Origin of the sequence: Nonomuraea candida (assembly GCF_000725485.1) — a bacterium.
Lineage (GTDB): Bacteria > Actinomycetota > Actinomycetes > Streptosporangiales > Streptosporangiaceae > Nonomuraea > Nonomuraea candida.
Genome location: NZ_JOAG01000018.1, coordinates 1 through 21121, shown reverse-complemented (window position 1 = coordinate 21121; position 21121 = coordinate 1). Strand labels below are relative to the sequence as shown.

The window sequence follows — 21121 nt, the reverse complement described above, 5'->3', positions numbered from 1 at the left end:
CTTGAGCCGGAGGAGGGCGGCTCCCCTCGCCCGGCGTGCCGGAAGCGGGCCGCTTCCCCGGCCTGGCGCGTCCGAGCCGGAGGCGGGCCGCTCAGCCGGCCCCGTGCTTCAGGCTGCCCCGTGCTCAGTCGGCGAGCTCGGCCCTGACCTGCGCGATGCGGTCGAGCACCTTCGAGCGCAGGTCGGCGGGGACCGGGTCGCAGCCGCAGTGCTTGTGCACCAGGGCCTTGATCGCCTTGTCGAGGTCGTATTCCTTCAGGCACGGGCTGCACTCGTCGAGATGCACCCGGATCTCGGCGACGTCGCCCTCGGTCAGCTCCCCGTCGAGGTAGGAGTAGACCTTGTCGAGAACTTCCCGACAGTCGGTGTCATGGGGCTTGCCACAGCTCATTTCGATCCCTCCGCCGGGACCAGGCCACGCTCGCGAGCATAGTCCTCAAGGAGGCCCCGGAGCTGCCTGCGTCCCCTGTGCAGCCTCGACATCACGGTGCCGATCGGAGTGCCCATGATGTCGGCGATCTCCTTATAAGGGAAGCCTTCGACGTCGGCCAGGTAGACGGCGATCCTGAACTCCTCGGGCAGGGCCGCGAGCGCCTGCTTGATGTCGCCGTCGGGCAGATGCTCAAGGGCCTCCACCTCGGCGGACTTCAGGCCGCTCGACGTGTGGGACTCGGCCCTGGCCAGCTGCCAGTCCTCGATCTCCTCCGTGCCCGACTGCTTCGGCTCCCGCTGCTTCTTGCGGTAGCTGTTGATGAAGGTGTTGGTCAGGATCCGGTAGAGCCACGCCTTGAGGTTGGTGCCCTGCTGGAACTGATGGAACGACGCGAACGCCTTGGCGAAGGTCTCCTGCAGCAGGTCCTCCGCGTCCGCGGGATTTCGGGTCATCCGGAGCGCGGCGGAGTAGAGCTGCTCGAGATACGGCATGACGTCGCGCTCGAACCGCTCGCTTCGCTGCTCCAGCGTCTCCGCGCCTGTCGCGGGCACCGGACCCACCCCCCTAAGATCACCGGTGGCCGGCTGTGGCGGAACACCGTACTCAGGGGAGGATACCCGCTGGCCCGTGACCGGTCGGTCAGCGGGCCGGGGTTCTACCAATGTGAGCATGCTCGTCGCAACACGCCCGCGCCCTTGTCTGTTCCCGCAAGATAGAAGGTACGAAGGACCCGGTGCGGGGAACGTCATACGTACCGGCTGGTAGCCCTTTTTCCGGAACCCAGGAGTCGCGTGTGCTGCCCATTCCGGCCGAGGAACTGAACGGCTCAGGGACGCTCGGGCCGTACTGGACCTTCTACCGTGCCGTAGCCGCCGAACAACTCAACCGATGGCTTCCCGCCGAGCCCTCCGTGATCCTCGATCTGTCCGGAGGCCGCGGCAGATGGTCGGGGCAGGCCGCCAGGGCGGGGCACCGGGTGATCGAGGTGGTGGACTTCCGCGGCACGCCCGACGGGCAGTCCCGGTTGCGCGACGCCGACCGCGTCCGGCACGTACGCGCCGACGACCTGGCGTTCCTGCCCGACGCGAGCGTGGACGCGGTGCTCGCCGAGGAGCGCGCCATGTCCATCGAGCTGATGGCCGAGTCGGCGATGAACGACGTGGCCCGGGTGCTGCGGCCCGGGGGGCGGGCGCTGGTGTGCGTCGACTCGCTGGTGCTGGGCATGGCGATCCTGGCCGAGCAGGAGCAGTGGCAGCACCTGCGGCAGACGGGCGAGGTCATGCTCGTGCCGTGGCCCGACGGCAGCATCACGCGCTGCTTCAGCAGCGGGCAGCTGCGCGAACTGCTGGCCGGGGCCGGGCTGGAGGTCGAGTGGATGCGGCCCCGCACGGTGCTGTCGCCGTCCACGGTGGACCACGTGCTCAGCTCCGACGCGCGGGCGCTCAACTACCTGGTGCGCACCGAGCTGGAGGCCCAGCCGAACGACGACGACACCGTCGGCATCCACCTGGTGGCCAGCGCCCGCCGTCCCCTGGAGGGGTGACCCGTCGCGATCGCCGCGCCGCCGTTCTTCGTGTCCGGCGGCGTGCGCGCGATCATCTCCGGCGTTCCCGCTTGCCCTGGCACTGCACGCAGCGCGCGGCCTCCGGGCGGGCCTCCAACCGGCCCTCCGGCACCTGCCTGGCGCAGTCGACGCACTTGCCGTAGACGCCTTCGTCGATGCGCTTGATCGCCTCGACGATGGCCTGGCGCTGCGTGGCGGCCACGGTCAGCATGGCCTGGGCGCGGTCGGCGTCGGTCAGGTCGGAGCCGGCGTCCGCCGCCGAGTGCTCGCGCACGGCGACGGGGTCGCCCTGGAGGACCCCGATCGAACGGTCCAGTTCCGCGAGCATGTCTTCCAGCCGCTCACGAGCGGTCGTGACGTCCACGAACCCGCACCTCCGGGTGGATGAGGGCAACCCGCGGCGAGGACTCCCCGGATGTCCCGCCCGGTGCAACTTGGGGGCAATTTTGGCGGTGACACCGAGTAAACGGTTGCATCGCTTTCCTCACCGGATGCCCACTTACCGTGCTTCTTACACCTTAGAAAAGCGCGGTTTCCTCCTCCTCGGGAAGAGGTTTGATGAGGTCCGGGCCATTGTTCCGGACGCTGTTGACGTCCGTGGAGACCGCGTACGCGGTCAGCCGCCCCGACTCGGCGGGCACCAGCAGCCGCCCCGCCTCGGCCGTGTCGGTCAGCTTGGGGTCGAGCCACTCGGCCCAGCGCTCCCGCTCGATCATCATGGGCATCCTGTCGTGGATGCGGCCGAGGTGGTCTTCGGCGTCGGTGGTGATGACGGTGCAGGTCACGAGCCACTTGAGCGGGTCGTCGTCCTCGCGTGAGGGGTCCTTCCAGAACTCGTACAGGCCCGCCATCGCCAGCACCCCGCCGTCGGCCGGATGGATGAAGTACGGCTGCTTCTTCTTTTCGCCCTCGACGGGCATCCACTCGAAGTAGCCGTCGGCCGGCAGCAGGCACCTGCGCTTGGCGAACGCCTGACGGAACGACGGCTTCTCGGCCAGCGTCTCCGCCCTGGCGTTGATCAGGCGCGAGCCGATCGACGGGTCCTTGGCCCAGGCCGGCACCAGGCCCCACTTGACCACCCTGAGCTGCCGCACCGCCCGCTCTGCCTCCTTGGGCACGCGGCTCAGCACGGCGTAGACGTTCTTGGTGGGCGCGACGTTGTAGTCGGGGCCGAGCTCCTTGTCGGGCTCCGCGTCCTGCTCGACCTGGAACTCCTCCAGCAGTTCGTGCTTCTTGCGCGCCGAGGCGTATCTACCGCACATGTCCCCACACTGCCACGTCCCGCTTCCCCCCGCATGTCACCCCTTGCCCGACCCGCACCGCCCGCCCCTGACCGTCGCCCATCCCTTGCCCGCCCGCCCCCAGACCGTCGCCCGTCCCTTGCCCGCCCGCACCGCACCCCCTGACCGTCGTCCACCCCTTGCCCGACCCGCACCGCCCCCCTGACCGTCGCCCGTCCCCTGCCCACGGACGATCACGCAGGGGCGCCGGCGGGCCGGTCGTCGCCCGCAGGAGGGCGACGGCGGTGTGCCAGTCGTTGTCCACAGGTGGGCGACGGTGTGCCAGATGTTGTCCACAGGCGGTGACCCCGGCCGCGCCACGGCCAGTACTCTTTGACCATGCCCGCTCCGCACTGGCCCGCGCCGACGGCGACCACCCCCGTCACCGCCACCGTCCCGCTGCCCGGCTCCAAGTCGGTGACCAACCGCGCGCTCCTGCTCGCCGCGCTCGCCGACGGCCCCGGGGTCGTGCGCCAGGCGCTGCGCAGCCGCGACGCGGACCTGATGGTCGCGGCGCTGCGCGCGCTGGGCGCGACGCTGGAGCCCCTGCGGGAGAGCTCGGCCGGGGTCGACTGGCGGGTGACGCCCGGCGCGATCCGCGGCGGCGGCCACATCGACGTCGGCCTGGCCGGCACGGTCATGCGGTTCGTGCCGCCGGTGGCCGCGCTGGCCGACGGCCCGGTCTCCTTCGACGGCGACCCCCACGCGCGCAAGCGCCCGATGGGGCCCATCCTCGACGCCCTGCGCGCGCTCGGGGCCCGCATCGACAACGACGCGCTGCCGTTCACCATCAGCGGGCCGCTGACCGGCGGCGAGGTCACGCTCGACGCGTCGGGCTCGTCGCAGTTCGTCTCGGGCCTGCTGCTGGCGGCGGCGCGGTTCGAGAAGGGCGTCACCATCCGCCACGTGGGCCCGCCGGTGCCCTCGCAGCCGCACATCGAGATGACCGTCGAGATGCTCAGGGCGGTGGGCGTCCGGGTCGACGTGCACGAGCGCGACGTGTGGCGGGTGGAGCCCGGCCCCATCGCGGCCAGGGACATGACGGTGGAGCCCGACCTGTCCAACGCGGCCCCGTTCCTCGCGGCGGCGCTGGTGACGGGCGGCACGGTGACGATCCCCGCCTGGCCGCTGCGCACCACCCAGGCGGGCGACGCCCTGCGCGGCCTGCTCACCACCATGGGAGGCACGGTCACCCGCGGAGCCGGCGCCACCGGCTCGGGCACCGCCGATCCCGGCGCCACGCATGCCGACACCACCGCTTCCGGTGCTGCTGGTTCCGGCGTCGCTGGTTCCGGCGTCGGTGGTTCCGGCGTCGGTGGTTCCGGCGTCGGTGGTTCCGGCGTCGGTGGTTCCGGCGTCACCGACCTGGCGGTCACGGGGACGGGTGAGATCCGGGGCATCGACGCCGACCTGCGTGAGGTGGGCGAGCTGACCCCGACGATCGCCGCCCTGGCCGCGCTGGCCACCACGCCGAGCCGCATCCGGGGCGTGGCCCACCTGCGCGGCCACGAGACCGACCGGCTCGCCGCGCTCGCCACCGAGATCAACGGCCTGGGCGGCGACGTGGAGGAGACGGAGGACGGCCTGATCATCCGTCCCCGCCCGTTGCACGGCGGCGCCTTCCGCAGCTATGACGACCACCGCATGGCGACGGCCGGCGCGGTGATCGGCCTGGCGGTGCCCGGCGTCGAGGTGGAGAACATCGCGACGACCGCCAAGACCCTGCCCGAGTTCGTCCAGATGTGGACGGCGATGCTGGAAGCCCGATGACGGCCGTCCCGCACAGACGCGGAGCCGCCGTCCGCGCGTGCCTGAGCGGAGCCGCCGTCCGCGTGCGCCCGAGCAGGGGCGGCGGAGACCGTGCCGCCGGGGCTGGTTTCAGCGGGGAAGCGCCGGGCACTTCGGAGAAGGGCGGCTCGTGACGGCGCGCTGCCCTCATGGCGACCACGAGACCCACCAGCGAGGCGCCGCCACGCGCCGAGACCGCGGCGGCTGCCACGGCGCCGACACCGGGCACCGGCACCCGCGCCTGCCCGGCATCGCCCGCCCGCGCCGGCATCCCACCGGCACCGGCCACAGATCACCATCGGCGCCAGGCACATCACGACCGACACAGCACACACCAGCACGACACGCATCACGATCAGCACAGAGGGGAAGCGAGCGCATGGGAGCGGACCGCTGAGAAAGCGGGAGTACGACGAGGACGACGTACGGGTCAGGCCGGGCAAGGGCTCCAGGCCGCGGACCCGGATCCGTCCCGCGCACGAAGACGCCGTCGAAGGGTTCGTGGTGGCCGTCGACCGGGGCCGCTACACGACCCTGGTCGAGCCGGAGCGCCCGAAGGGCTCGGCGCAGAAGCGCAAGCAGCCCCAGCGCCGGCTCGTCGTCGCGATGAAGGCCCGCGAGCTGGGCCGCAAGGGCATCGTCGTGGGTGACAGGGTGGCCCTCGTCGGTGATGTGTCGGGCCGGCCCGACACGCTGGCCAGGGTCGTACGCGTGGAGCCGCGCACCTCGATGTTGCGCCGCTCGGCCGACGACACCGAAGACACCGACGGCATCGAGCGCCCGGTCGTGGCCAACGCCGACCAGCTCGTCATCGTGACCGCGCTGGCCGACCCGCCGCCCCGACCCCGCATGATCGACAGGATCCTGGTGGCGGCCTTCGACGCCGAGATCGACACCCTGCTCTGCCTCACCAAGTCCGACCTCGCCCCGCCCGACGAGCTGGTGGCCCTCTACGAGCCACTGGGCGTGTCCCACGTCGTGGTGCACAAGGGCGGCTCCCTCGACGAGCTGCGCGACCACCTGGCCGGTCGCATCAGCGTCCTGGTGGGGCACTCGGGCGTGGGCAAGTCGACGCTGGTCAACGCCCTGGTCCCTGACGCCAACCGGGCCGTCTCCCAGGTCAACGCCGTCACGGGCCGGGGCCGCCACACCTCCACCTCGGCCGTGGCGCTCGAGCTGCCCGAGGGGGGCTGGATCATCGACACGCCGGGGGTGCGCAGCTTCGGGCTGGCGCACGTCTCCGTGGAGACGGTCCTGGCGGCCTTCCCCGACCTGGTGGAGGGCACGGTCAACTGTCCCAAGGGCTGCACGCACCTGGGCGAGGGCTGCGCGCTGGACGCCTGGGTCGCGGCGGGCAACGCCGACCCCGCCCGCCTGGAGTCGCTGCGCCGCCTGCTGTCGAGCCGTGAGGGCACCCCTGACGACCCCTCCGCGCCCCGTCCGGAACCGGTCGGCGACGAGAGCCACTGACACCCACCGACCACCGCCCACAGCCGTGGCCTTGGCCGTGGCCTTGGCCGTGGCCTTGGCCGCTGCCGTGGCCGTGGCCGTGGTTGTGGTTGTGGTTGTGGTCTTGATCGGGATAGCGGCCTTGGTCGCAGTCGCCATGGTCGCGGCCGTGGCGGTGGGCGTCGCCATGGCGGTGGCCGTCGCCGTGGCCGTTGCAGTGGCGGCCGCAGTCGCGGTCTTGGTCTTGGTCTTGGGTCACGGTTTTGGTCGGGGTCAGGGTGGGTTCGCGTCGCGGACGAGTAGGGCGAGCTGCACCCGGTTGGCCAGGCCCAGCTTGGCTAGCGAACGGCTGACGTGCGCCTTGACCGTGGTCTCGGTCATGTCCAGCTCCCGGGCGATCTCCAGGTTGGACAGCCCTCGGCCCACCGCCCGCGCGATCTGCCGCTCGCGCCCGGTGAGCCCGGACAGCCGCTTCCCGGCGGCGGCCGGGTCGGGGGTCTCCCGCCCGGCGAAGGCGTCCAGCATGCGCCTGGTCACCTTGGGTGAGAGCATCGCGTCGCCCCCGGCCGCCGCGCGCACGGCGGCGATCAGGTCGCGCGGCTCGGCGTCCTTCAGCAGGAAGCCCGCCGCCCTGGCGCGCAGGGCGCTGTAGACGTACTCGTCGCGGTCGAAGGTGGTGAGCATGACCACCCTGGGCGGCCGCGGGGACCGGTTGATCTCCCTGAGCGCCGTCACGCCGTCCATGACCGGCATTCGCACGTCCATGAGGACGACGTGCGGCCGGTGGCGGGCGGCCTCCGTCACCGCCTCGGAGCCGTTCCGCGCCTCGGCGATCACCTCGATGTCGCCGGCGGCCTCAAGGATCGCGCGCAGGCCCGTACGCACCAGGGCCTCGTCGTCCGCGACCAGCACCCTGATCATGCCGGCAGCCTGGCGCTGACCAGGAATCCACCGTCCGGCTGCGGCCCGGCCGTGAACTCGCCGCCCAGGAGCTCCACCCGCTCGCGCAGCCCCGGCAGCCCGGACCCACCGCCGGGCAGGCCGGGCAGGCCGGGCAGGCCGGGCAGGCCGGGGACCGGATGCGGCGGGGCGGCGTTGCGGACGTCCACCTGCAGCGCGGCGGGCAGGTGGCGCAGGACGACGCGAGTCGCGGCGCGGCCCGCGTGTTTGTGGATGTTGGTGAGGGCCTCCTGGACGACGCGGTAGGCGGTGTGCTGGACCATGACGGGCAGCGCGCCCGGTTCGCCCTCCTCGTGCCGTTCCACCGGTACGCCGGCCGTGCCGGACTGCTCCAGGAGCCGGTCGAGATCGGCCAGCGTCGGCCGCGGATGGTAGTCCGCGCCCTCCTCGCCGAGGACTCCCAGCACCGCCCGCAGCTCGGTGAGCGCGTCCTTGCCCGTGGCGCGGATCAGCTCCGCCTCCGCGGCGGTCTTCTCGTCGGTGGCGTTGATCTCCAGCGCTCCGGCGCGCAGGACCATGAGCGAGACGCGATGGGTCACCACGTCGTGCATCTCGTGCGCGATCCGGGCGCGCTCCTGCGCCCGCGCCTGCTCGGTACGCGCCGCCTGCTCACGTTCCAGCCGCCGGGCGCGCTCGCGCAGCCCCTCGACCACCTGCCGGCGGGCCTGCGCCCACAGCCCGATCGCCAGGGGGAGCCAGACGAACAGGGGCGCGCCGCCGAGCGCGGAGTCCAGTCCCGCGCCGGGCTGCGGGATGACCGCGACCAGAGTGGCCGGCGCCGCGTAGAGCGCGAGCGGGGCCGGGAGTGGGAGGCTGGTCGCGGCCACGTACGAGGCCACGGCCAGCAGCAGCCCCGGCGCGCGGAGCACGGCGTCGGCGAGCGCGAGCACCAGAAGCGGCCCGGACCGGCCGAGCACCCAGCCGAGCACCCCGCCGGTCGCCACCCCGGTCGCCACGCCCGCCGCTCTGGCCGCCACCCCGGTCGCCACGCTCGCCGCCGCGCCGGTCGCCACGCTGGTCGCCGTCCCGGTCGCCGTTCTGGTCGCGAGTGCCGCCAGGAGTGCCACCACGGTGGCGGAGACGTACGCGACCGGTCCACCATCGGCCGGCAGGTCTGCGGTCAGGCCGGTCAGCGTGACCGCGTACCCGTACGCCTGCGCGCCCGGCAGCGCCGCCGGCACGAAGGCCCCGCAGAAGGCGGCCGCGGGCAGCGCCCACGACGAGATGCCGGCCCGCGCCCGCCACGGCGTGGACGCCGCCGTCCGGCCCCAGGAGCGGCGCGTCACCAGCTCAGCACCCGCAGCGGCGCCCTGTCCTCTGCGGGCTGCGTCTGCGTGCGCAGCTCTGGCACGGCGTCACGCAGCACCTTGATCCCGAGCGGGACGAACACCAGGCACAGGGCGGCGCCCGACAGGACGCCGTCGATCAGCTCGCTCCTCTTCAGCACGCCGGTCCACAGCCATCCCGAGAACACGAACAGCGCCAGCCGCCCGGCGCCGAACGTGCCCGCGCGGAAGGCGGCCAGCCCCAGCAGCAGTGTCCCGAGGTAGAGACCGAAGGCCGCGGACACCGGCACCCGCCAGGGGCCGTAGGAGATGTCCACGTACAGGTCCATGACGATCTCGGTCGTCCGCTCCAGCCCGAGCGTCCCGATGAGCCGCAGGGCCGTCTCGTCCACACCCGCCCAGTACAGGCGTGAGAACAGCCCCACGACCACCATCGCGCCGCCCAGGCGGGCGAGCCAGGGTGAGCACGCGGCGGCCACCCGGGCCAGGACGACGACGGCCAGGCACAACACGATGGCGCCCGCCGTGTAACAGGCGTATCCGGCCGTGGCCAGGCCGGGGTTCACGGCGTAGGCGGCCAGTTGCTCGGGCGCGGCGAACGGCTGCGCGGCGAAGTACGCCCGCTGCTGCGGCGTGAACTCGGCCGTGCTCCCGGCCAGGTGGCGCAGCGTCAGCCCGGCGAACCACAGGAGCGGCCCGAGCACCAGGGCGCCGCCGCCGAGGAAGCGCCCGGGGAACCAGGCGTTGTGGTGCACCGACGCGGGGGAGATGGAGATCAGGGACATGCCGTCACCCTGGCGTGCGGGAGCGGCCCGACACATCTGCCGTTCGACAGGTCCGGATGTCACTTTAGTGGGGACCGGCGACCGGAGCGGCAGGTCCCGACGTCTCTCCAGTGGGGATCGGCGTGCCGTCACGGGCCCCGGAGCCGGCGGCAGGTCCGATATCCGCCGGCGTTCGCCCGGACCGGTCGGCGGTCAGGGGCCGGTGTTCGCGGGGCGGTTCGGGCGCAGGGTCCAGGTGATGGTCAGGGCCGAGACCGGCACGCCGTCTCCGTCCGTGACCTCCACGGCCACGTCGAACACCGGCCGCCTCCCCGCGTCCAGCTCGGCCAGCACCTCCTCCCGGGTGGCGAGCAGCCGCGCCTCGGCCCGCACCTCCCCCAGGGCCACCTTCCGGAACTCGATGGTGGCCGTGGTCGGCAGCGGCACCGCCCGGTCGAGCTGGTCGCCCAGCGCGGACAGGACGGCGGCCCCCGACGCGGACTCCGCCAGCGTGAACAGCACCCCCGCGTGCGGCCCTCCCACGTGGTTGCGCTGCTCGGCCCGGTCCGGTACGCGGCAGGCGGCCCGCCCGTCCGCGACCTCGTCAAATACGATCCCCAAAGTCCGGGCGAAAGGGACGGACTCCAGCATGAGGGCACCGACATCTAGCGACATGAGGGACATGCTACTGGCCGGTAACTGAAACGGGAGTTACCAGAAACAGCCTCGGCGACTGATGCTGCGTATACCCGACACGGTAGCGTGGGCGACCGTGCAGGGTTACAACGATGATCTTCGCCTCGCTCATGTCATGGCGGACGCCGCCGACGACCTGACCATGCGGCGGTTCAAGGCGGTCGACCTCAAGATCGAGACGAAGCCCGATCTGACGCCGGTCAGCGACGCCGACCGTGCCGTGGAGGAGGCCATCCGGGGCACGCTGCGGCGCGCCCGGCCGCGTGACGCGGTGGTGGGCGAGGAGTTCGGGAAGACCGGCTGGGGCGCCCGGTCCTGGATCATCGACCCCATCGACGGCACCAAGAACTACGTTCGCGGCGTGCCGGTGTGGGCCACCCTGATCGCGCTCATGGAGTACGGCAAGGTCGTCGTCGGCCTGGTGTCGGCCCCCGCCCTCGGCCGGCGCTGGTGGGCGGCGGCCGAGGGCGGGGCGTGGACGGGCAAGAGCCTGACCAAGGCGTCCCGGATGTCGGTGTCGTCCGTGTCGTCCCTGGAGGACGCGTCGTTCTCGTACTCCAGCTTCGGCGGCTGGGAGAAGGCCGGCAAGCTGGACAACTTCCTCGATCTCGGCCGCGCCTGCTGGCGCACCCGGGCGTACGGCGACTTCTGGTCCCACATGATGGTCGCGGAGGGGTCGGTGGACGTGTCCGCCGAGCCCGAGCTGTCCCCGTGGGACATGGCCGCGCTCACCGTGATCGTCGAGGAGGCCGGCGGCGTCTGGACCGACGTCGCCGGGGTGAAGGGCCTGGAGGGCGGCAGCCTCGTCTGCACGAACGGCGTCCTGCACGACGAGGTGATCAACCGCCTCACCGGCACCTCGATCAGGAGCTAGCCGCGCCGGACCCCGGCCAGGGAGCGGATGGCCTCGGTGGCGGCGTTCAGCTCGCGTTCATCCTTCAGCGTCACATTCCCCTCGTACGTCACCCCGGCCGGCGGGTCGTCGTGCCCGAGCGGGTCGGCGTCCCAGAAGTTGCCCCGGAAGACGACGTTCTCCAGCGGCGGCCCCACGTGCAGCACGGAGGTGTTGTCGGCGCGCACGACCACGTTCTCCTCGACGGTCACCCAGCTCGCCCCGTAGTCGAGGTAGAGCCCGAAGTTGTACGGCGTGCGCGTGTCCGCGATCACGTTGCCCCGCACCTCGGCCCCGTTGCCGGGCCCGTCGCCCTGGCTCCCGGACAGGTAGATCCCGCCCCCGTCGGCCAGCACCTGCAGGGTGTCCACGGTCAGGTTGCGCAGGATCCTGGTGCCCTCGCCGCTCCCGGCCACGATGCCGCAGTGCGGCACCTGCCTGACCTCGTTGTGCGCGATGACGCAGCCGCGCGTGTCCGAGACGGAGACGGCCGGCGACCCGGAGTACTCCAGCCCGATCCGCCGCACCCGGTTGTCCTCGATCGTGGTCGCCCGGCTGCCGGACACCACGACGCCCCCGGCGGACAGGGTGTCGAAGTCGCAGCCGCGCACCGTCAGGCCCTCGCCCCCGGAGACGCCCAGCCCCGTGGCCCCGAGCCGGGTGAACCGGCACCCCTCGACCGTCCCGGACGCGTCCTCGAACGTGACACAGGCCGGAATCGTGACGGAACTGGCGGGTAACGTCACGGATGAGCCCTCTCCCAGGACGGCCGTCTCGACGCCCCCGCCCTCGTAGTAGCCGTGGCCGTGGTAGTGCACGAAGCCCTCGGGCCGGTCGGGCCGCAGCCAGGTCGCCTCGGCGAACACCAGCCCCCGGAACGCCACGTCCCGCGCCCCCGACACCGCGACCAGCCGCTCCAGGACCGGCGCGACCACCCGCGCGGCGCCGGGCTCCTCCCCCGGCAGCGGCTTGTACATCAGCACGTGGTCGCCGGGCCGCGACCGGTCGAGCACGAAGGTGCCGGGCTCGCGCAGGAAGCCCGGCTCGTTCTCGATCCGGCTGGGCAGGCCGGGCCCGCGGGAGGTGACGCCCTCCCAGGTGGAGTTGTAGAGCTCGGTGGCCCAGCCGAAGCCGGGCTCGGCCATGGTGATCACCGTCGCGTCCCCGTCGGCCGTGGCCCCGGCCATCGCCAGCCTGGCCTCCGTCCAGGGGTAGACGCCCCGGTGCACGAACTCGGCCTGCCGCCAGCCGCGCGGCTCGGGACTGTCGGTGACGTAACCGGTCGCGGTGGCGGTCGCGGCGCCGGGCAGGCCGGGGATGCCGGCGCGGTCGGCCCGGCGGCCGTTCACGTAGAGCTGACGCGTCTCCAGGTCGCCGACCTCGGCCAGCCAGACCCCGTCGCGCTCGCGCCATCCGGAGATCGGCCGGCCGCCGCTCACGACGGGCTCCTCCCGCTCGGCGGCGCCGTACCCGTACGCCTCGTAGACCGTGCCCGAGTCGGCCTCGGTGAGCTCGAACGTCCGGGTCAGCGGGTGGACCCCGCCCCTGAGACGGACGACGGCCGCGCCGGGTGCCTCGCGGGCCGCCGTCCGGGCGCGTTCGAGCGTGCGGAAGGGCCGCTCGGCGGAGCCGGGCCCGGAGTCGTCACCGGTGGGAGCGACGTAGAAGTGGGACATCTTGATCGCCTTCCTGTTTATGCCGTACACGTAGTCGTACACCATAAACTAGAGACATGCCAATGACGCCGGATCCCGAGCGTGGGGTCGAGCTGCTGTGGCGGCAGGAGGAGCGCGAGCCGCGGCGCGGCCTGACCCTGGACAGGATCGTGCGCGCGGCCATCGAGCTGGCCGACGCCGAGGGCCTGGAGGGCCTGTCCATGCGCAAGGTCGCCGACCGGCTCGGCTTCACCACCATGTCGCTCTACCGCCACGTGCCCGGCCGCGACCAGCTCGTCGAGCTCATGCTCGACGAGGTCGCGGGCGAGGCGCTCCCGCCGGGGACGCCGCCGGCGGAAGAGGCGCCCCGCCCGCCCCAGGGCTGGCGCGCCGCGCTGGAGGCGGTCGCCAGGCAGGCGTGGGAGCAGCGCAAGAGGCATCCCTGGGTGGCCGAGGTGCGCGGCACCCGCCACGTCCCCGGCCCCAACGCCGTCGCCTCCTACGACTCCCTGCTCGCCACCCTGACCGGCACCGCGCTCAGGCCGTCCGAGGTGATCGCGGCCGTCGGCCTGCTCGGCCGCTTCATCGACGCCGAGGCCCTGCTCCTGGTCGAGACGCGGCGCGAGGAGCGCCGCAGCGGCGTGTCCGAGGAGGAGTGGTGGGGCGCCCGCGACTCCCTGTACGCACACCTCGACCGCTACCCCACGATCACCCGCCTGTGGGAGTCGGGCGGCTGGGACCACCCGGTGGACTCCTTCGAGTTCGGCCTGCGCCGCCTCCTGGACGGCATCGAGACCCTCATCCGCGAGCGTGAGGAAAATCGTGACGAAACCTGCCAGGAGTGCGGCACTCCCCTGGAAACCGCCTCCTCGGGCCGCCCGCGCGTCTACTGCTCCCGAGCCTGCCAGCAACGCGCGTACCGCAGGCGCCGGCGCGCCTGAACCGTCAGAGCGACAGCACCCGCCGCACCGCGCTCATCAGCCCGTCCCGATAGCCGCCCCCGTACAGCACCACGTGCACAAGCAGCGGATGGAGCTGGTGCAGCGGCACCCGCTCCCGCCACCCCTCCGCAAGCGGCCACTCCTCCCGGTACGCCCCCAGCACCCGATCGAGGTACGGCAGCCCGAACAGCTCCAGCATCGCCAGATCGCTCTCCCGATGCCCTCCATGGGCCGCGGGATCGATCAGCACGCCACCCCCGCCCGACCACAACACGTTCCCGCTCCACAGGTCCCCGTGGATGCGCGCGGGCGGCTCGGCGGGCCCGCCGACCTCGGCGAAGCGCGCCACGGCCCGCTCCACCAGGGCGACGTCCGGTGACGGCAGCCCCGCCCGCCGCAGGAACGGCAGCACCCGCCGCTCGGCGTAGAAGGAGGGCCAGTCGGCGGCCGGCGCGTTGTCCATCGGCAGCGTGGCGATGAACCCCGGCCACGGCGCCCCGAAGCCCGGCGCCCCCGCCCGGTGCATCCGGGCCAGCGCGCGCCCGAACCGCTCGGCGGCCGCCGGACCGGGCCGCTCCCGAGGCACCCAGGACAGCACCAGCCGGTCGGGCCCCGCCTCGATCACCTCGGGCACCGGCGCGGCCTCGCCCAGCCAGCGCAGCCCGGCCGCCTCGGAGGCGAAGACGCCGGAGGCCGCCCCGGTCTTCGCGAACACCTCGCGCCCGTCGTCCAGCACGCCCCGCCGCAACCGCCAGCCGTGCGAGGAGCCCAGCTCCTCGGTGATCCTCACGCGGACAGCTCGTCCGCGATGTGCTTGGCCACGCCCTCGGCGGCCGACTCGACCAGTTCGAGCACCTCCTCGAACCCCTCCGTGCCCCCGTAGTACGGATCGGGCACCTCCGCCCCTTCGGCCGCGGCCGGGTCGAACGACCGGAACAGCCGCACCTCCACCCAGGACGGCGCCAGCCTCCGCAGATTGGACAGGTTGTCCCGGTCCATCGCCAGCACGAGGTCGTAGCGGTCGAACCAGTCTTTGGTGAACTGCCTGGCACGGTGGTCGGCGCCGTCGTACCCGTGCCGGGCCAGGATCTCCAGCGCCCGCTCGTCCATCGGATCGCCGACGTGCCACCCGCCGGTGCCGGCGCTCTCGACCTCCACTCTGCCGCCCAGGCCGCGATCGGCGAGCGTCTTGCGGAGCACGACCTCGGCCATCGGCGACCGGCAGATGTTGCCCATACACACCACGCATACGCGATAAGTCATAGCTCCCATCATGAGGGTGACCTGGCGCGTTCACCGAACGTTCACCCTTGTTGGGGGGTCCGAGTCACCTTCGCTGAATAGCTTTCATGGCGACTAAGGACCAAGTGGGAGGAACCCAACCGTGAAGTATGCAGGCCGGCTCGCCGCCGTCGCCGTCGTCGGCGCGCTCTCGCTCGCTGCGTGCGGCACAGACAACAACAACCCCGGGGGCAGCGGCACCAACTCCGCCAGCGCCAGCAGCGCGCCTTCCGCGGGCAACGACAACGCTCTGAGCGGCACGATCAACGCTGCGGGCTCCTCTGCCCAGGCCAACGCGATCACCGAGTGGACGAAGAACTTCACGGCCACCAACCCTGGTGTCACCCTGAACTACCAGCCCAGCGGCTCGGGCGCCGGTGTGCAGGCCTTCATCCAGGGCACGGTCTCCTTCGCCGGCTCCGACTCGGCCCTGAAGGACGACGAGCCCGCCCAGGCCGACGCCCGTTGCAAGACCGGCAAGGCGATCAACATCCCCATGGTGACCGGCCCCGTCGCGGTCGTGTACAACCTGGAGGGCGTCGAGGGCCTGCAGCTGTCGCCCAAGACGCTGGCCGGCATCTTCAACAGCAAGATCACCAAGTGGGACGACGCCGCCATCAAGGCCGACAACCCCGGCGCCACGCTGCCCTCCACCCCGATCGTGGCGGTCCACCGCTCCGACGAGTCGGGCACCAGCGACAACTTCACCAAGTTCCTCAAGGCCACCGCCGAGGCCGACTGGCCGTACGAGCCCGCCAAGGCCTGGCCGGCCGACGCCAAGGGCCAGGGCGCCAAGGGCTCCGACGGCATCGCCTCCGACGTCAAGAGCACCCCGGGCGCCATCAGCTACGTCGAGCTCTCCTACGCCGAGAACTCCGCGCTGCAGAAGGCCAAGGTCGCCAACGGCTCCGGCGAGTTCGTCGAGCTGACCCCGGAGAGCGCGGCCAAGACGGTCGAGACCGCCGAGGTCAAGGGCACCGGCAACGACCTGGCCCTGTCGATCGACTACGCCACCAAGACCCCGGGCGCCTACCCGATCGTCCTGGTGACCTACGAGATCACCTGCGAGAAGGGCCTGCCGGCCGAGGAGGCCGCGGTCGTCAAGGGCTTCCTCCAGTACACCTCCAGCGACGAGGGCCAGGCGGCGCTGAAGGAGCTGGGCTACGCCCCGCTGTCGGGCGCCCTGCTCACCAAGGTCCGGACCGCTGTCGAGGCGATCTCCTAACCGCTGATGGCGACCAACGTACAGACCCGTGACGGCGGGCCGGCCCCGAGCCGGTCCGCCTCGCGGCGCAGCCACGGTGAGGGGCTCTTCCGCTTCCTGTCCACCGGCGCGGGCGTCGTCCTGCTGGGGATCATGGCGGCCATCGCCGTCTTCCTCATCGCCGAGGCGATCCCCGCCCTGCGGGCCAACGAGGCCAACTTCTTCACGGAGCTGACCTGGGAGCCCAACTCGCAGCAGGCCTTCGGCATCGGCGCGCTCGCGTTCGGCACGGTCCTCAGCTCACTGATCGCGCTCGTCATCGCGACCCCGATCGCGGTCGGCGTGGCCCTGTTCATCTCGCACTACGCGCCGCGCAGGCTCGCCGCCCCGCTCGGCTACCTGATCGACCTGCTCGCCGCCGTGCCCAGCGTGGTCTACGGCCTGTGGGGCCTGGCGTTCCTGGTGCCGCTGCTCAGGACGCCGTCGCAGTGGCTCAACGAGAACCTCGGCTGGTTCCCGCTGTTCGCCGGTGAGGGCATCATCGGCGGCAAGACCATGCTCGCCGGCGGCATCGTCCTGGCGATCATGATCCTGCCCATCATCGCGGCCATCTCCCGCGAGGTGTTCCTCCAGGCTCCCAAGATGAACGAAGAGGCGGCGCTCGCGCTCGGCGCGACCCGCTGGGAGATGATCAGGATGGCCGTGCTGCCGTTCGGCCGTCCCGGCGTCATCAGCGCCGCCATGCTCGGCCTCGGCCGCGCGATGGGCGAGACCATCGCGGTCGCGCTGATCTTCCCGGCGACCTTCGACATCACCTTCCAGATCCTCACCCCGCACGCCAACAGCATCGCGGCGAACATCGCCAACGGCTTCGGCGAGGCCACCGACATCGGCCGGGGCGCGCTGATCGCGTCCGGTCTGGTGCTGTTCGTCATCACGCTGCTGGTGAACATGGCCGCGCGGATGGTCATCAACCGCCGCAAGGAGTACGCGAGGGCCGGCGCATGACCTCCACCCCGATCAAAGAAGTGCGCGAGGACGGGCGCAAGACCTCGATCCAGCACATCTCCACCAGCCGCCGGATCAAGGACCGGGTCGTCCAGGGCCTGGTCTATCTGGCGTTCGCCCTGGCCGTGGTGCCTCTGGTCTCCGTGCTCTGGCTGGTCGTCTCCAACGGCCTCGAGCGCTTCGACCTGGAGTTCCTCACGCACTCCATGAACGGCATCGGCGCCAGGGACGCCCACGGCGGCGCGTACCACGCCATCATCGGCACCCTCGAACAGGTCCTGCTGGCCTCGCTCATCTCGGTGCCCATCGGCCTGTTCACCGCCATCTACCTGGTCGAATACGGCAACAACGGCCGCCTGAGCCGGGCCATCAGCTTCTTCGTGGACGTCATGACCGGCGTCCCTTCCGTCGTCGCGGGTCTGTTCATCCTCGCCTTCTGGATCCTCTTCCTCGGCTTCGAGTACTCCGGCTGGGCGGGCGCCCTCGCGCTGTCGATCCTGATGATGCCCACCGTCGTCAGGTCGGCCGAGGAGATGCTGCGCCTGGTGCCGAACGACCTGCGCGAGGCCTCGTACGCGCTGGGCGTGCCCAAGTGGCGCACCATCCTCAAGGTCGTGCTGCCGACCGCGTTCACCGGCATCGTCACCGGCGTCATGCTGGCCGTGGCCCGCGTCGCCGGCGAGACCGCGCCGCTGCTGATGACGGTGTTCTTCACCAACTCCATCAACAACGACCCGTTCAACGGGCCGCAGATGGGCCTTCCCCTCTTCGTCTTCGACCAGGCGGCCCGTCCGAACGACACCGCCATCGACCGGGCGTGGACCGGGGCCCTCACGCTCATCCTGATCGTCATGCTGCTCAACCTGGTGGCGCGCCTGATCGCCTGGTGGCGTGCGCCCGCCAGGGGCCGATAGGGGGTAACCACCGCAATGTCCAAGCAGATCCAGGTCTCGGGTCTGGACGCGTACTACGGGTCGCACAAGGCGATCGAGGACGTGTCGATGACCATCGAGCCCCGCTCGATCACCGCCTTCATCGGCCCTTCGGGATGCGGCAAGTCGACCTTCCTGCGCACGCTCAACCGCATGCACGAGGTCATCCCCGGCGCACGCGTGGAGGGCAAGGTGCTGCTCGACGGAGAGGACCTGTACGCCCCCACCGTCGAGCCCGTCTCGGTCCGCCGGATGATCGGCATGGTCTTCCAGCGCCCCAACCCGTTCCCCACGATGTCGATCTACGAGAACGTGGCCGCCGGCCTCAAGCTCAACGGCCGCCTCAGCAAGTCCGAGACCGACGGCATCGTCGAGGACTCCCTCAAGGGCGCCAACCTCTGGAACGAGGTCAAGGACCGCCTCAACAAGCCCGGCGCCGGCCTGTCCGGCGGTCAGCAGCAGCGCCTCTGCATCGCCCGCGCCATCGCGGTCAGGCCGGAGGTCCTGCTGATGGACGAGCCGTGCTCGGCGCTCGACCCCATCTCCACGCTGGCGATCGAGGACCTGATGGCCAAGCTGAAGGACCAGTACACCATCGTCATCGTCACCCACAACATGCAGCAGGCGGCCCGCGTCAGCGACCGGACCGCCTTCTTCAACCTGGCCGAGCAGGGCAAGCCCGGCAAGGTCATCGAGATGGACGAGACGTCCCGCATGTTCACGAACCCCTCACAGAAGGCCACCGAGGACTACATCACGGGGCGCTTCGGCTGATGACCCAACAGCAGGCGGCATCCACGATGAACGGGGACACGAGGACCAAGCCCGTGCTGCTCATCGCCGACCCCGACAGCGCCGTCGTGGACGACGTGGCCACGGCTCTCGAAGGCGAGGGCGTGTCCGTCACCGGGGCCCCCGACGGCGCCCAGGGGCTGCTGCAGGCGGGGGCCCTGCAGCCGGACGTGGTGCTCGTCTCGGCCACGCTGCCGGTCATCGACGCGGTCGAGTTCGTACGCGCGGTACGCCGGGCGCGCACCGTGCCCGTCCTCCTCGGCGTCGGCGAGGGCCACGCCGAGCAGGCCGTACGCGCGCTCGCGGCCGGCGCCGCCGCCTGCGTGGCCCGGCCCTACCGGGTGCCGGAGCTGCTGCCGTTCATCCAGGCGGCCTCGCCCGAGTCCCGCAAGGTGCTGGCGGTCGGCGGGGTCGAACTGGACGTCCAGGCCTACCAGGTACGCGTGGCCGGCCGCGCCGTCCACCTGCCGCTGCGCGAGTTCGAGCTGCTGCAGTACCTCATGCGCAACGCCGACCGCACGGTCACGCGCGAGCAGATCATGCGCCACGTCTGGCACGCCGCCGGGAACACCTCGACGAACACCATCGCGGTGCACGTCAAACGACTGCGGGCGCGCCTGGGGGACGAGGACGACCAGCTCATCCAGACCGTACGCGGCGTGGGCTACCGCCTGGTCACCCCAGGCGCGGCCCGCAGCCACGCCTGACCCACCCCGACGCCTCCAACGCCCCCGTTGCCGTACCCCACCGCGGAACCCCTCGGCAAGTACGGCAACGCCGACCAGCGCGGTGAACGACGGCGCACCACGGCGACGGACCACGACGACGGACCATGACGCCGTCGACGTGAGCACCGAGGCAGAGAGCACGGCGACAGCGAGCACGGCAATAACGCCTGTTCATGCTCACCACCCCTGACCAGCCTCGCAACGCACCACCCGGTCGAGCCCCCGTTGCACCGTCTGCATCTCAGCGCCACTCGGGCACGGGGTGACTCTCGGGCGTGGCTCTCGGGCGTGGCTCTCGGGCGTGGCTCTCAGGCGTGGCTCTCAGGCGGCGATTCCCCGGCGGTGACTCTCGGGCACGCGGCGACTCTCTCCGGCTTCAGCGGCGCTGACACGCAGCCCTGGCCGTGACGAACACCCCCACGCCGTCGTTGACAGACGCCCACCAGCGCTTCACTCGTGGCGGGAGACCTCATCTCAAGGCGAGCTTCCCGCTCAGATGCTTGCCGCGGCCACCTTCCTCATACGGACCAGCTCGCCCCACCATTAAAGGCGTATCAGGGGGCCAAGGGCCCGGTCCTGGCCCCGTACAAGGGCAAAGACAAGCCCGAGTCCCAAAGCAGCCCAATCGCTCCCACGCCAAGCTACGCGGACCCGGCGAACGCGCGAGCGCCCAGCTGAAGAGTTGGAAGATCCTCCGCAAGCTACGCTGCAGCCCCAGCAAGGCCGGCCACCTGTGCAAGGCCATCGCCGTCCTTCAAAACCACCGCATCGCCCAGGCCGCCTGAGGACGGAGCAGCTCACTGGTGCGCGTTGTCCCGGAACTCGTACCAAGGCCCCTTCACGTGCCGGACATCGCCCGGTCGGCTCACGGGGCTCCAGACATAGCCGTAGCCGTCCCCTCCCCACCCCTTGCCTCGGTAGAAGTAGACCTGTTCGTCCTCCCGGCGGACGAACTCGAACGAGAGGCTTCCGATGCTTTGATCCCTGAGTTCGACGCCCTCCTCCAAGGTGCGGGCGACCGCCTCCATATTCCCTGACGAGTGCATGAAGCGCAGGTCCTCACCCCAGATCAGGGCCACGACAAGGACGCCGGCCAGGAGCGCCGCACCCACGTACACGGCTCTGCGCACCGCAGGCCTTTCCTCGCGACTCATCTCGATCATGTGGACATCTTCACATGTGCTCGGCAGGACTACGAGGTCGCACGGATGAAAAGGTTCACTGAACCCCGCTGAAGCAGTCACCCGATGCTTCACCCGAAACGCAGAAAGCACCCCCGCACGCACGCCACAAACCCCCGCACGGCAGCACCCAAACGCCGAAAGCGCCGGCACATCCTCCCCCGGAAACGCAGAAAGGCCCCGACGCACGGCGTCGGGGCCTTTCCAAAAATTGTCCGGCGGTGACCTACTCTCCCACACCCTCCCGAGTGCAGTACCATCGGCGCAGAGAAGCTTAACTTCCGGGT

Annotated in this window: 22 protein-coding genes, 1 rRNA gene and 1 pseudogene; 11 read left to right on the top strand and 13 right to left on the bottom strand. The window is 71.5% G+C overall.

Annotation, left to right across the window (positions count from 1 at the left end; genetic code table 11):
* Positions 1–124: 124 nt before the first annotated feature.
* Together rsrA and IO39_RS18275 are read right to left on the bottom strand one after the other, a co-directional pair.
* Entirely contained in the window at positions 125–391 is a 267-nt protein-coding gene (gene rsrA, locus IO39_RS18280; protein ID WP_043624267.1) for a mycothiol system anti-sigma-R factor, read from the bottom strand.
* Positions 388–993 (bottom strand): sigma-70 family RNA polymerase sigma factor, encoded by a 606-nt coding sequence (locus tag IO39_RS18275; RefSeq protein ID WP_043624264.1) that lies wholly within the window; start codon positions 991–993, stop codon positions 388–390. The genes rsrA and IO39_RS18275 overlap by 4 nt, the downstream gene beginning before the upstream one ends.
* Before the next feature lie 233 nt (positions 994–1226).
* Here IO39_RS18275 and IO39_RS18270 point away from each other — a divergent pair, with 233 nt between their 5' ends.
* Positions 1227–1976, top strand: coding sequence for a class I SAM-dependent methyltransferase (locus tag IO39_RS18270; RefSeq protein WP_043624262.1), 750 nt, complete (start codon positions 1227–1229; stop codon positions 1974–1976).
* Positions 1977–2028: 52 nt separating this feature from the next.
* Here the strand turns inward: IO39_RS18270 and IO39_RS18265 are convergent, their stop codons facing one another.
* Both IO39_RS18265 and IO39_RS18260 read right to left on the bottom strand, forming a co-directional pair.
* Positions 2029–2361 (bottom strand): TraR/DksA family transcriptional regulator, encoded by a 333-nt coding sequence (locus IO39_RS18265; RefSeq protein WP_043624260.1) that lies wholly within the window; start codon positions 2359–2361, stop codon positions 2029–2031.
* A gap of 154 nt (positions 2362–2515) precedes the next feature.
* A complete protein-coding gene (locus IO39_RS18260) occupies positions 2516–3259 on the bottom strand; it encodes an SOS response-associated peptidase (protein ID WP_043624255.1) in 744 nt (247 codons plus the stop codon).
* Between the two features lie 357 nt (positions 3260–3616).
* On the opposite strand from IO39_RS18260, the gene aroA reads away from it, so the two are divergent.
* On the top strand, positions 3617–5047 hold the full coding sequence (gene aroA / locus IO39_RS18255; protein ID WP_043624254.1) for a 3-phosphoshikimate 1-carboxyvinyltransferase: 1431 nt from the start codon (positions 3617–3619) through the stop codon (positions 5045–5047).
* A 411-nt stretch (positions 5048–5458) separates the two neighbouring features.
* A complete protein-coding gene (gene rsgA / locus IO39_RS18250) occupies positions 5459–6535 on the top strand; it encodes a ribosome small subunit-dependent GTPase A (RefSeq protein WP_043624605.1) in 1077 nt (358 codons plus the stop codon).
* A gap of 252 nt (positions 6536–6787) precedes the next feature.
* On the opposite strand, the gene IO39_RS18245 is transcribed toward rsgA, so the two are convergent.
* From IO39_RS18245 to IO39_RS18230, 4 genes are all read right to left on the bottom strand, one after another.
* Positions 6788–7435, bottom strand: coding sequence for a response regulator (locus tag IO39_RS18245; RefSeq protein WP_043624253.1), 648 nt, complete (start codon positions 7433–7435; stop codon positions 6788–6790).
* Entirely contained in the window at positions 7432–8760 is a 1329-nt protein-coding gene (locus tag IO39_RS18240) for a sensor histidine kinase (protein ID WP_063765305.1), read from the bottom strand. The genes IO39_RS18245 and IO39_RS18240 overlap by 4 nt, the downstream gene beginning before the upstream one ends.
* Positions 8757–9545 carry a hypothetical protein gene (locus IO39_RS18235; protein ID WP_043624252.1) on the bottom strand — a complete coding sequence of 263 codons (789 nt, stop codon included), beginning with the start codon at positions 9543–9545 and terminating at the stop codon, positions 8757–8759. Before IO39_RS18235 ends, IO39_RS18240 begins: the two co-directional genes overlap by 4 nt.
* Before the next feature lie 192 nt (positions 9546–9737).
* A complete protein-coding gene (locus tag IO39_RS18230; RefSeq protein WP_439331477.1) occupies positions 9738–10199 on the bottom strand; it encodes a DUF4442 domain-containing protein in 462 nt (153 codons plus the stop codon).
* A 97-nt stretch (positions 10200–10296) separates the two neighbouring features.
* Here IO39_RS18230 and hisN point away from each other — a divergent pair, with 97 nt between their 5' ends.
* Positions 10297–11094, top strand: coding sequence for a histidinol-phosphatase (gene hisN, locus IO39_RS18225; RefSeq protein WP_043624237.1), 798 nt, complete (start codon positions 10297–10299; stop codon positions 11092–11094).
* Here hisN and IO39_RS18220 read toward each other — a convergent pair.
* Entirely contained in the window at positions 11091–12833 is a 1743-nt protein-coding gene (locus IO39_RS18220; protein WP_211267065.1) for a right-handed parallel beta-helix repeat-containing protein, read from the bottom strand. The genes hisN and IO39_RS18220 overlap by 4 nt on opposite strands.
* A gap of 11 nt (positions 12834–12844) precedes the next feature.
* Here IO39_RS18220 and IO39_RS18215 point away from each other — a divergent pair, with 11 nt between their 5' ends.
* Positions 12845–13708, top strand: coding sequence for a TetR/AcrR family transcriptional regulator (locus tag IO39_RS18215; protein WP_043624229.1), 864 nt, complete (start codon positions 12845–12847; stop codon positions 13706–13708).
* 4 nt (positions 13709–13712) lie between these two features.
* On the opposite strand, the gene IO39_RS18210 is transcribed toward IO39_RS18215, so the two are convergent.
* Together IO39_RS18210 and IO39_RS18205 are read right to left on the bottom strand one after the other, a co-directional pair.
* Positions 13713–14498, bottom strand: coding sequence for a fructosamine kinase family protein (locus IO39_RS18210; RefSeq protein ID WP_043624226.1), 786 nt, complete (start codon positions 14496–14498; stop codon positions 13713–13715).
* A complete protein-coding gene (locus IO39_RS18205; RefSeq protein ID WP_043624222.1) occupies positions 14495–14971 on the bottom strand; it encodes a low molecular weight protein-tyrosine-phosphatase in 477 nt (158 codons plus the stop codon). The genes IO39_RS18210 and IO39_RS18205 overlap by 4 nt, the downstream gene beginning before the upstream one ends.
* Positions 14972–15092: 121 nt before the next feature.
* Here IO39_RS18205 and pstS point away from each other — a divergent pair, with 121 nt between their 5' ends.
* The 6 genes and pseudogenes from pstS to IO39_RS52690 all read left to right on the top strand — a co-directional run.
* Positions 15093–16214 (top strand): phosphate ABC transporter substrate-binding protein PstS, encoded by a 1122-nt coding sequence (gene pstS, locus IO39_RS18200; protein ID WP_043624219.1) that lies wholly within the window; start codon positions 15093–15095, stop codon positions 16212–16214.
* Between the two features lie 6 nt (positions 16215–16220).
* Positions 16221–17201, top strand: a complete 981-nt coding sequence (gene pstC, locus IO39_RS18195; protein ID WP_043624215.1) for a phosphate ABC transporter permease subunit PstC — start codon at positions 16221–16223, stop codon at positions 17199–17201.
* Entirely contained in the window at positions 17198–18115 is a 918-nt protein-coding gene (pstA, locus tag IO39_RS18190; RefSeq protein ID WP_052423045.1) for a phosphate ABC transporter permease PstA, read from the top strand. Before pstC ends, pstA begins: the two co-directional genes overlap by 4 nt.
* Positions 18116–18130: 15 nt before the next feature.
* Complete coding sequence (pstB, locus tag IO39_RS18185) at positions 18131–18907, top strand: phosphate ABC transporter ATP-binding protein PstB (protein WP_043624212.1); 777 nt, start codon at positions 18131–18133, stop codon at positions 18905–18907.
* Between the two features lie 26 nt (positions 18908–18933).
* A complete protein-coding gene (locus tag IO39_RS18180) occupies positions 18934–19632 on the top strand; it encodes a response regulator transcription factor (protein ID WP_043624206.1) in 699 nt (232 codons plus the stop codon).
* Positions 19633–20202: 570 nt separating this feature from the next.
* Positions 20203–20438 (top strand): annotated as a pseudogene (locus IO39_RS52690) (transposase family protein); the annotation flags it as partial.
* 12 nt (positions 20439–20450) lie between these two features.
* Here IO39_RS52690 and IO39_RS18175 read toward each other — a convergent pair.
* Complete coding sequence (locus tag IO39_RS18175) at positions 20451–20816, bottom strand: hypothetical protein (protein WP_043624201.1); 366 nt, start codon at positions 20814–20816, stop codon at positions 20451–20453.
* Between the two features lie 231 nt (positions 20817–21047).
* Positions 21048–21121 (bottom strand): 5S ribosomal RNA (rrf, locus tag IO39_RS59870); the annotation flags it as partial.

What these genes read in the sequence shown, in the direction of transcription:
- IO39_RS18205 (WP_043624222.1), bottom strand. Translation starts at nt 14,971, where the DNA reads ATGACTTATCGCGTATGCGTGGTGTGTATGGGCAACATCTGCCGGTCG.
- IO39_RS18220 (WP_211267065.1), bottom strand. Translation starts at nt 12,833, where the DNA reads ATGGTGTACGACTACGTGTACGGCATAAACAGGAAGGCGATCAAGATG.
- IO39_RS18175 (WP_043624201.1), bottom strand. Translation starts at nt 20,816, where the DNA reads ATGATCGAGATGAGTCGCGAGGAAAGGCCTGCGGTGCGCAGAGCCGTG.
- IO39_RS18215 (WP_043624229.1), top strand. Translation starts at nt 12,845, where the DNA reads ATGCCAATGACGCCGGATCCCGAGCGTGGGGTCGAGCTGCTGTGGCGG.
- IO39_RS18230 (WP_439331477.1), bottom strand. Translation starts at nt 10,199, where the DNA reads ATGTCGCTAGATGTCGGTGCCCTCATGCTGGAGTCCGTCCCTTTCGCC.
- IO39_RS18245 (WP_043624253.1), bottom strand. Translation starts at nt 7,435, where the DNA reads ATGATCAGGGTGCTGGTCGCGGACGACGAGGCCCTGGTGCGTACGGGC.
- pstA (WP_052423045.1), top strand. Translation starts at nt 17,198, where the DNA reads ATGACCTCCACCCCGATCAAAGAAGTGCGCGAGGACGGGCGCAAGACC.
- IO39_RS18180 (WP_043624206.1), top strand. Translation starts at nt 18,934, where the DNA reads ATGAACGGGGACACGAGGACCAAGCCCGTGCTGCTCATCGCCGACCCC.
- pstC (WP_043624215.1), top strand. Translation starts at nt 16,221, where the DNA reads ATGGCGACCAACGTACAGACCCGTGACGGCGGGCCGGCCCCGAGCCGG.
- IO39_RS18260 (WP_043624255.1), bottom strand. Translation starts at nt 3,259, where the DNA reads ATGTGCGGTAGATACGCCTCGGCGCGCAAGAAGCACGAACTGCTGGAG.
- IO39_RS18235 (WP_043624252.1), bottom strand. Translation starts at nt 9,545, where the DNA reads ATGTCCCTGATCTCCATCTCCCCCGCGTCGGTGCACCACAACGCCTGG.
- aroA (WP_043624254.1), top strand. Translation starts at nt 3,617, where the DNA reads ATGCCCGCTCCGCACTGGCCCGCGCCGACGGCGACCACCCCCGTCACC.
- pstB (WP_043624212.1), top strand. Translation starts at nt 18,131, where the DNA reads ATGTCCAAGCAGATCCAGGTCTCGGGTCTGGACGCGTACTACGGGTCG.
- rsrA (WP_043624267.1), bottom strand. Translation starts at nt 391, where the DNA reads ATGAGCTGTGGCAAGCCCCATGACACCGACTGTCGGGAAGTTCTCGAC.